The following is an 8249-nucleotide window of genomic DNA, read 5'->3' on the forward strand; positions in this document are numbered from 1 at the left end:
CACGACGAGCATCGCGACCAGATAGAATTTGGCTGAGAGCCGCAAGCGGGCGCCACCTGTAGGTAGCATGCCGGACTCGAACGGTTCGTTTTTGCTGCGGCCCCAGGCTTTTGACCCGAGGAGGCTGGAGACGCCAAGCATGAAGGCACAGAGGCCGACAACGCCCAGAAGGAAAATGGCAAAGCCCCAGTTGTGGGCCATGAGTCCTGTCGCTTCGGGCATGCTGGTAATCCTTAACAGAGAGCAAAGGTCTCTGAGCTTGAAAAGAAACAAAGCAGTGACGATATGTCGCAGCAATCAATCGCGGTGATTTTATGGCACAACACCGTGCAAGTAAAATTCCTATAGCGAAATTATTTATAGGAATAAGGACATAGCGCACCTCCAAAGCCCTGTAGCCCATGCCGTGCGGGCATTAGCAGGCTTTTCATCAATATTGTTTTGTAGGAAATGTAACGAACATAGTTGGCGCTAAATGATAATCAATATTGTTTGAGTCGGTTTTTAAACTGTTTAACGGGTGAGGGGTTGGGAAGTTGTCTTATATAGCCGTTACTGCAAGTAGCAGCGGTGCCCGTTTTACCGCATTTTTCTGATTGCTGGACCGCTCTGGATCAATGTTTTTGCCTTTGTAGGAGCGAGGCTTGCCCGCGAAGAACGATGACGCGGTAGGCCTGCAAATCTGTAGCGCGTTCTTCGCGGGCAAGCCTCGCTCCTACAGGGCGGGGTAAATCGCGGACAAAAAAACGCCCCGAACCAGTCGGGGCGTCAGATGTGCGACGTTGCGGTTAGCTTTTTATTCGGTCCGCAACGGCCGTTTGCTCAGATCAGTGGAACTGTTCTTCTTCAGTCGAACCGGTCAGCGCGGTAACCGAAGACGAGCCACCCTGGATCACGGTGGTCATGTCGTCGAAGTAGCCGGTGCCCACTTCCTGCTGGTGAGCCACGAAGGTGTAACCCTTGGCAGCGTCAGCGAACTCTTGCTCTTGCAGTTTCACGTAGGCAGTCATGTCGTTGCGGGCGTAGTCGTGCGCCAGGTTGAACATGCTGTGCCACATGTTGTGAATGCCGGCCAGGGTGATGAACTGGTGCTTGTAACCCATGGCGGACAATTCGCGCTGGAACTTGGCGATGGTCGCGTCGTCCAGGTTTTTCTTCCAGTTGAAGGAAGGCGAGCAGTTGTACGACAGCAGTTGGTCCGGGTATTCCTTTTTGATCGCTTCAGCGAAGCGACGAGCCTCGTCCAGATCCGGCTTGGCGGTTTCGCACCAGATCAGGTCGGCGTACGGCGCGTAGGCCAGGCCGCGAGCGATAGCCTGGTCGAGACCGGCGCGCACTTTGTAGAAACCTTCCTGGGTACGTTCGCCAGTGACGAACGGCTGGTCGTACGGGTCGCAATCCGAAGTCAGCAGGTCAGCCGCGTTCGCATCGGTACGGGCCAGGATGATGGTCGGCGTACCGGCAACGTCAGCTGCCAGACGAGCAGCGGTCAACTTCTGTACGGCTTCCTGGGTTGGAACCAGTACCTTGCCGCCCATGTGGCCGCATTTTTTCACGGAAGCCAGTTGGTCTTCGAAGTGAACGCCGGCGGCGCCTGCTTCGATCATGCTTTTCATCAGCTCGTAAGCGTTCAGTACGCCGCCGAAACCGGCTTCAGCGTCAGCCACGATCGGAGCGAAGTAGTCGATGTAGCCTTCGTCGCCCGGACCTTTACCGGCTTTCCACTGGATCTGGTCAGCACGACGGAACGAGTTGTTGATGCGCTTGACCACGGTTGGAACCGAGTCCACCGGGTACAGCGACTGATCCGGGTACATCGATTCGGCGGAGTTGTTGTCCGCAGCAACCTGCCAGCCCGACAGGTAGATCGCCTGGATACCGGCTTTGACTTGTTGCACAGCCTGGCCGCCGGTCAGGGCGCCCATGCAGTTGACGAAATCTTTCTCAGGACGGAAGGACGGCTTGGCACCCTGGGTAACCAGGTTCCACAGCTTCTCGGCGCCCAGTTTTGCAAAGGTGTGCTCAGGTTGAACCGAGCCGCGCAGGCGGACGACGTCAGCAGCGGAGTAAGCGCGTGTCACGCCTTTCCAGCGTGGGTTTTCAGCCCAATCTTTTTCGAGGGCTGCAATTTGCTGTTCGCGTGTCAGTGCCATGGAGATAAACCTCGTCGCATAGGTCTTGGGTGGAAAATTCCTGCTCCTGCCGGTTACGCCTATCAAGGAAGCGTAAAAGGCTGCTCGCTGACCAGAAGCTTAGGTGGTCAAGTCGGATTTGGCGGGGATGGCGACGGGATGAACGATGGGCTCGAGGGGAAGTGAGCAGGTAAGGGCGAACTGGCGAGCGCATTCGGGCGTCGTGGGCCTTGGTACGAACTTCAGTGTGATGCCGGGTTTACCTAATTACGCTTCCGTCCCTCGGGACAACTTCGTTCCAGTCGGCAACCTCGTCAAACACACCTTGTGGGCGGTACAGACACGAATCGGCTTGCGGGGTAGATGCAGGCGGCGACTCGAAGGCCCTTGCCAGGGCCCCTGATTAGCGGGAGCGAGGCCATCATGCCTTTGCTTTTTTGGCTCGTCAAACGTTTTGTAGTGCTTTTTTTCAAGCACTACATCTTTAGTCTAATACGACTCATCAGTCAGTTTTTGGTGCTTTAGTCCAGCGTGTCGACTTTCACCCGCAAGGTCATGTCATCCCGGCCCTGAGTAGAGTAGCTGCGGGTTACGCCCTGTTTATCGGCCTGAGTCTGGCGATTCACGCCGGCCAGGGTGATCCACTCGCCCAGACGCCCTGTGACAGTTGTGTCGGTACTTTGCACATTCACTACATCGGGACGTTCCTGGCTCATGCGGTCACGATTGGTACTGATCGCCAGGTGAACGATTTCGCCGGTGACGCTGGCTGTCACATAGAACCCCTGCGTAACGTTGCGATATTCGGTTTGGCTTTGCAGGCGACCGTAGGTGTCAGTCTGCGTGCTGGTCAGCGGCACGCTCTGGCCGACCTGGATCAGCGCCGGTGTGCCTTCGCTGGCCTGCACCTGCTGGATGCCGCCGTCACGGCTGTCGGTGCTGCGATTGATGATGCGGGTCTGGCTGGGCTTGGCGCCGTTCACCGAGTAACCCTGGTCGCCCTGGAAGTTGTTCTCGTTGGTGTCGACGGTGATCAGCAGGCGCTTGGCGGCCACATCGAGTTGGCTGATCAAGGCCTTAAGTTCGTCGATCTTGCGTTGATCTGCATTGACGATCAGCTGATTGCCATAGGCGCTGACCTGGCCGTCCTTGCCGATGAAATTCTGCGCCACCGGCAGCATGTCGGCGCTGGTGCGGTAGTTCAGGGGCACGATCTCGGTGGCGGCCATGACCGAAAAACTGCAGGTCAGCAGCAGCGTGGTGAGCAGGGTGCGTAGGGACATGTCCGTTATCTCCGCTTTCGAAAGGCTTGATATTGCCAGTTTGTCGGCCCGGGGTGGGGCAAGTTGAATCGTAGACAGCAAAACGCCCCGGCATCCGGGGATGGCGGGGCGTTTTGTGGTGTTCTTGTTGGCCTTTGTGGCGAGGGGGCTTGCCCCCGTTGGGCTGCGTAGCAGCCCTAAAATCTTGGGGCCGCTGCGCGACCCAACGGGGGCAAGCCCCCTCGCCACAGGGTTATGCCGAATGCCGAACCATGTCCACATGCGGAATCCCGGCTTCCAGGAATTCCTCACTGACCAGGCTGAAACCCAGGCGCTCATAGAACGCCGTGGCTTGCACCTGTGCGCTCAGCATCTGCTGCTTCAGCCCGCGTTTCTCGGCTTCGCCGATCACCGCTTGCATCAGTGCATCACCGACTTTCAAACCGCGCCAGTCCTTGAGCACCGACACCCGGCCGATGTGTCCATCGGGCAGCAGGCGGGCGGTGCCAATCGGGAAGTCGCCTTCGAAGGCCAGAAAATGCACCGCTGTCGCGTCATCAGCATCCCATTCCAGCTCGGGTGGAACGGATTGCTCGGCGATGAACACCGTCTCACGAATGCGCCGTATCTCGGCGATATCCTTCTGCCAGTCTGCGACACGAACGTGGATTTTATTCATCAGCAAACCCCAAGCTGCCTTGCTTGACCAGCTCGCACAGCAGGCCACGGCCGTCTTCATCGTTCAGCCACTCACCGAGGTTGTCGGTGTGCAGGGCGTCGGCGGCGCAGATCAGCTTCAGCAGCTCGCGCAGTTTGCCCGGCAGGTAACGGCTCTGGCCGCTGGCGAACAGCAGCAGGTCGTCATCGACTTCGGACCAGGCCATGCGCGCGCTCGGATTGCGGATCAGCACGGCGCCTTGTTCCAGGCTGGCGAGGAAGTCTTCTTCTTCGACTTCTTCCGGGCCGACCACCAGTTCCGGGTAGCGCGGCTCGGTCATGAACTGGCCGAACCAGGTCAGCAGCAGGCGTTCGTCGCTCATGTGCTCGGCCAGCAAGGCTTTCAGGCGATCAAGCGCGTCATGCTGAATCTGGTGCGGATCGACTGCCGGCAGTGCGTCGGCGTCGGTGTAGCGTTCTTCGTCGGTCAGGAACTGGCTGAGGAAGTCGGTGAAGTGAGTCAGCACTTCAGCGGCGCTCGGCGCACGGAAACCTACGGAGTACGTCATGCAGTCATCAATCGCAACACCACAATGGGCCAGGCGCGGCGGCAGGTAGAGCATGTCACCCGGCTCCAGAACCCACTCATCGGTGGCTTCGAAGTCGGCCAGGATGCGCAGGTCGGCGTGTGGCAGCAGCTTGCTCTCGGAGTCGCACATCTGGCCGATTTTCCAGTTGCGCTTGCCGTGACCTTGCAGCAGGAACACGTCGTAGTTGTCGAAGTGCGGGCCGACGCTGCCACCCGGGGCGGCGAAACTGATCATCACGTCGTCGACGCGCCAGCTCGGCAGAAAGCGGAAATTTTCCAGCAGTTCGCTGACTTCCGGTACGAATTGGTCGACTGCTTGGACCAGCAGGGTCCATTCGGTTTCCGGCAACTTGCTGAATTCGTCTTCGGCGAACGGGCCGCGGCGCAATTCCCAAGGACGCTCGCCGTGTTCGATCACCAGGCGCGATTCAACTTCTTCTTCCAGCGCCAGGCCGGCCAGTTCGTCGGGATCGATCGGGCTTTCGAAATCAGGGATCGCCTGGCGGATCAGCAGCGGTTTTTTCTGCCAGTAATTGCGCATGAATTCGCGCGCCGTGATGCCGCCCAGAAGTTGAAGAGGAATATCAGGATTCATGTGTAACCTATTGAAAAAATGCACTTTTCAGACGGGAATAAAAACGCCCGGCGCTGCCGGGCGTCTCAAAAGGGTCAAGCGGTCGATCAGATGCGTTTGGCTTGCTCTACAGCGTTGCCGATGTAGTTCGCCGGGGTGAGCAATTTCAGCTCGGCCTTGGCGGCGGCTGGCATGTCCAGGCCGTCGATGAAAGTTTGCAGTGCTTCAGGGCTGATGCCCTTGCCGCGCGTCAATTCTTTCAGTTTCTCGTACGGGTTTTCGATGTTGTAGCGGCGCATCACGGTCTGGATCGGCTCGGCCAACACTTCCCAGCAAGCGTCCAGGTCAGCGGCGATTTTCTGCGCGTTGAGCTCCAGCTTGCTGATGCCTTTGAGGCTGGCTTCGTACGCGATCACGCTGTGGGCGAAGCCGACACCGAGGTTGCGCAATACGGTGGAGTCGGTCAGGTCGCGCTGCCAGCGGGAGATCGGCAGTTTGCTCGCCAGGTGCTGGAACAGTGCGTTGGCGATGCCCAGGTTGCCTTCGGAGTTTTCGAAGTCGATCGGGTTGACCTTGTGCGGCATGGTCGACGAACCGATTTCGCCAGCGATGGTGCGCTGTTTGAAATAACCCAGGGAAATGTAGCCCCAGATGTCACGGTCGAAGTCGATCAGAATGGTGTTGAAGCGCGCAATCGCGTCGAACAGCTCGGCGATGTAGTCGTGCGGTTCGATCTGCGTGGTGTACGGGTTGAAGCCCAGGCCCAGCTCGTCTTCGATGAAGGCACGGGCGTTTTCTTCCCAGTCGATTTCCGGGTAGGCGGAGATGTGTGCGTTGTAGTTGCCGACAGCGCCGTTGATCTTGCCCAGCAGCGGAACAGCAGCGACCTGGGCGATTTGACGCTCCAGACGGTAAACCACGTTCGCCAGTTCTTTGCCCAGGGTGGTCGGCGAAGCCGGTTGACCGTGGGTGCGCGACAGCATCGGCACGTCAGCGAAACGGATCGCCAGTTCGCGGATGGCTTCGGCGGTCTGGCGCATCAGTGGCAGCATTACATCATCACGGCCTTCACGCAGCATCAGCGCGTGGGACAGGTTGTTGATGTCCTCGCTGGTGCAGGCAAAGTGGATGAATTCGCTGACCTTGGCCAGTTCCGGCAACTTGGCCGCCTGCTCTTTGAGCAGGTATTCGATGGCTTTTACGTCGTGGTTGGTGGTGCGCTCGATCTCTTTGACACGCTCGGCGTGCTCCAGAGCGAAGTTGTCTGCCAGGGTGTTCAGCACCGCGTTGGCTTCGGCGGAGAACGCCGGCACTTCGCTGATGCCTGGGTGAGCGGCCAGGCGCTGGAGCCAACGCACTTCAACCAGAACGCGAGCACGGATCAGACCGTATTCGCTGAAAATTGGGCGCAGGGCCTGGGTTTTGCCGGCGTAGCGGCCGTCAACAGGGGAAACCGCAGTGAGCGAAGAGAGCTGCATGGGGTGTTCTCGGACAGTCGGGCAACGAAATGGGGCGCGTATCATACATGAAAAAATCCGCCGGTCCGTTGCCAACTGACCGGCGTATTACGCGTTACAGATCTAAAGCAGTGTTGCGGGCGCGGTTCAGCTGCTGCGCATCAGCGGGTAAAGCTCTTTAAGCAACTTGCGACGACTGATCACCAACTGCCAGCGATGACCGCCCAACTGCCGCCACAGGCGCGCCGAACGAATCCCGGCCAGCAACAGCGCGCGGATCTTCGAGGCGTTGCTGGGTTGCTGAAGGTTGCGCATGTCGCCGTGGACCTGAATCCGTTGGCGCAACGTACTCAGGGTGTCCTGGTACAGCGCGCCGCAAGCCGCGATCACGTTCTCGTGGGCCGGGCCGAAATGCTCGACCTGGGACTGAATCTGCGGCAATCGCTTGCCGATCACGCCGAGCATGTCGTCGCGTTTGGCCAGTTGACGCTCAAGGCCCAGCATCGCCAGGGCATACCGCAGCGGTTCGCGCTGCAATGTGCTCGGGTCGCGCTCCAGGGCGCCGATCAACGCGCGATAACCTTCGCGCAGATTGATATCGTCGCCGCCGTAGACTTCCAGGGTGTCCTTGGGGTCGCGGATCAGCAGGCTGCCGAGCATGCAGGTCAGGCCGGCTTCGCTGGTCTGGCCGCTCTTGGCGATCTTGTCCACCAGCACGGCGGCAAGAAACACGCCGCCCAGTGCCGTCAGTTGCTCCTGAGTCGGGCTCATTGTGGCTCGCCTTGAGGAGTGCCTTTGCTGGTCCAGGGTTCGGCGATTTCGATCACGCCGCCGCCGAGGCAGATTTCACCGTCATAGAACACCACGGATTGACCTGGGGTAACCGCGCGTTGCGGGTCATCGAAGGTCGCGCGGTAGCCGGTGGCGGTTTTTTCCAGCGTGCACGGCTGATCGCTTTGGCGGTAGCGGACTTTGGCGGTCAGCTTGCGTGGCTCGGTCAGATCAATCGGGTTCACCCAATAAATGTCCGAGGCGAGCAGGGCGCGGGAGAACAGGTACGGGTGATCATTGCCCTGGCCAACGATCAGCTCGTTGTGTTCCAGGTCCTTGATCAGCACGTACCACGGCTCGTCACCGGCGTCTTTCAAGCCGCCAATGCCCAGGCCCTGGCGCTGACCGATGGTGTGGTACATCAAGCCGTGGTGACGGCCGATGACTTCGCCTTCGGTGGTCTTGATCTCGCCTGGCTGGGCCGGCAGGTATTGCTTGAGGAAGTCGCTGAAGCGGCGTTCGCCGATAAAGCAGATCCCGGTGGAATCCTTTTTCTTCGCGGTGGCCAGTTCGTGTTTCTCGGCGATCGCGCGCACTTCGGGTTTTTCCAGCTCGCCGACCGGGAACAGGGTCTTGGCGATCTGTTCACCGCCCACGGCGTGCAGGAAGTAGCTCTGGTCCTTGTTCGGGTCCAGGCCCTTGAGCAGCTCGGTGCGGCCATCGATGTCGCGGCGACGCACGTAGTGACCGGTGGCGATCAGGTCGGCGCCGAGCATCATGGCGTAGTCGAGGAACGCCTTTAACTTG

8 protein-coding genes are annotated in these 8249 nt (G+C 59.2%); all 8 read right to left on the reverse strand.

The genetic code is table 11. The features are described from left to right. Window positions 1-222, reverse strand: a 222-nt coding sequence (gene ndhC / locus ACIOYV_RS32960) for an NADH-quinone oxidoreductase subunit A (protein ID WP_401330631.1), incomplete at its 3' end; no start/stop codon positions are given. Window positions 223-827: 605 nt separating this feature from the next. Next, the gene (gene aceA / locus ACIOYV_RS32965; protein WP_008032724.1) at window positions 828-2153 is read right to left on the reverse strand and encodes an isocitrate lyase; all 1326 of its coding nucleotides are present in this window, start codon (window positions 2151-2153) and stop codon (window positions 828-830) included. 500 nt (window positions 2154-2653) lie between these two features. Next, a complete protein-coding gene (locus ACIOYV_RS32970) occupies window positions 2654-3415 on the reverse strand; it encodes a secretin N-terminal domain-containing protein (protein WP_163913769.1) in 762 nt (253 codons plus the stop codon). Between the two features lie 232 nt (window positions 3416-3647). After that, window positions 3648-4073, reverse strand: a complete 426-nt coding sequence (locus ACIOYV_RS32975; protein ID WP_054053668.1) for a GNAT family N-acetyltransferase — start codon at window positions 4071-4073, stop codon at window positions 3648-3650. Then, on the reverse strand, window positions 4066-5235 hold the full coding sequence (locus ACIOYV_RS32980) for a JmjC domain-containing protein (protein WP_401330635.1): 1170 nt from the start codon (window positions 5233-5235) through the stop codon (window positions 4066-4068). The genes ACIOYV_RS32975 and ACIOYV_RS32980 overlap by 8 nt, the downstream gene beginning before the upstream one ends. A gap of 86 nt (window positions 5236-5321) precedes the next feature. Next, complete coding sequence (gene purB / locus ACIOYV_RS32985; RefSeq protein WP_054614119.1) at window positions 5322-6692, reverse strand: adenylosuccinate lyase; 1371 nt, start codon at window positions 6690-6692, stop codon at window positions 5322-5324. Window positions 6693-6818: 126 nt separating this feature from the next. Beyond that, window positions 6819-7442 carry a high frequency lysogenization protein HflD gene (gene hflD, locus ACIOYV_RS32990; RefSeq protein ID WP_054053662.1) on the reverse strand — a complete coding sequence of 208 codons (624 nt, stop codon included), beginning with the start codon at window positions 7440-7442 and terminating at the stop codon, window positions 6819-6821. Beyond that, a partial coding sequence (gene mnmA, locus ACIOYV_RS32995; protein WP_401330640.1) for a tRNA 2-thiouridine(34) synthase MnmA occupies window positions 7439-8249 on the reverse strand: 811 nt, incomplete at its 5' end. The genes hflD and mnmA, both read right to left, overlap by 4 nt.

The organism is Pseudomonas sp. NPDC087342 (genome assembly GCF_044744265.1).
Classification (GTDB): Bacteria; Pseudomonadota; Gammaproteobacteria; order Pseudomonadales; family Pseudomonadaceae; genus Aquipseudomonas; species Aquipseudomonas nunensis.

Excerpts from the sequence above, each read along its gene's own strand:
- ACIOYV_RS32980 (WP_401330635.1), bottom strand. The coding sequence starts at position 5,235 with ATGAATCCTGATATTCCTCTTCAACTTCTGGGCGGCATCACGGCGCGC.
- ACIOYV_RS32975 (WP_054053668.1), bottom strand. The coding sequence starts at position 4,073 with ATGAATAAAATCCACGTTCGTGTCGCAGACTGGCAGAAGGATATCGCC.
- ACIOYV_RS32970 (WP_163913769.1), bottom strand. The coding sequence starts at position 3,415 with ATGTCCCTACGCACCCTGCTCACCACGCTGCTGCTGACCTGCAGTTTT.
- purB (WP_054614119.1), bottom strand. The coding sequence starts at position 6,692 with ATGCAGCTCTCTTCGCTCACTGCGGTTTCCCCTGTTGACGGCCGCTAC.
- hflD (WP_054053662.1), bottom strand. The coding sequence starts at position 7,442 with ATGAGCCCGACTCAGGAGCAACTGACGGCACTGGGCGGCGTGTTTCTT.
- aceA (WP_008032724.1), bottom strand. The coding sequence starts at position 2,153 with ATGGCACTGACACGCGAACAGCAAATTGCAGCCCTCGAAAAAGATTGG.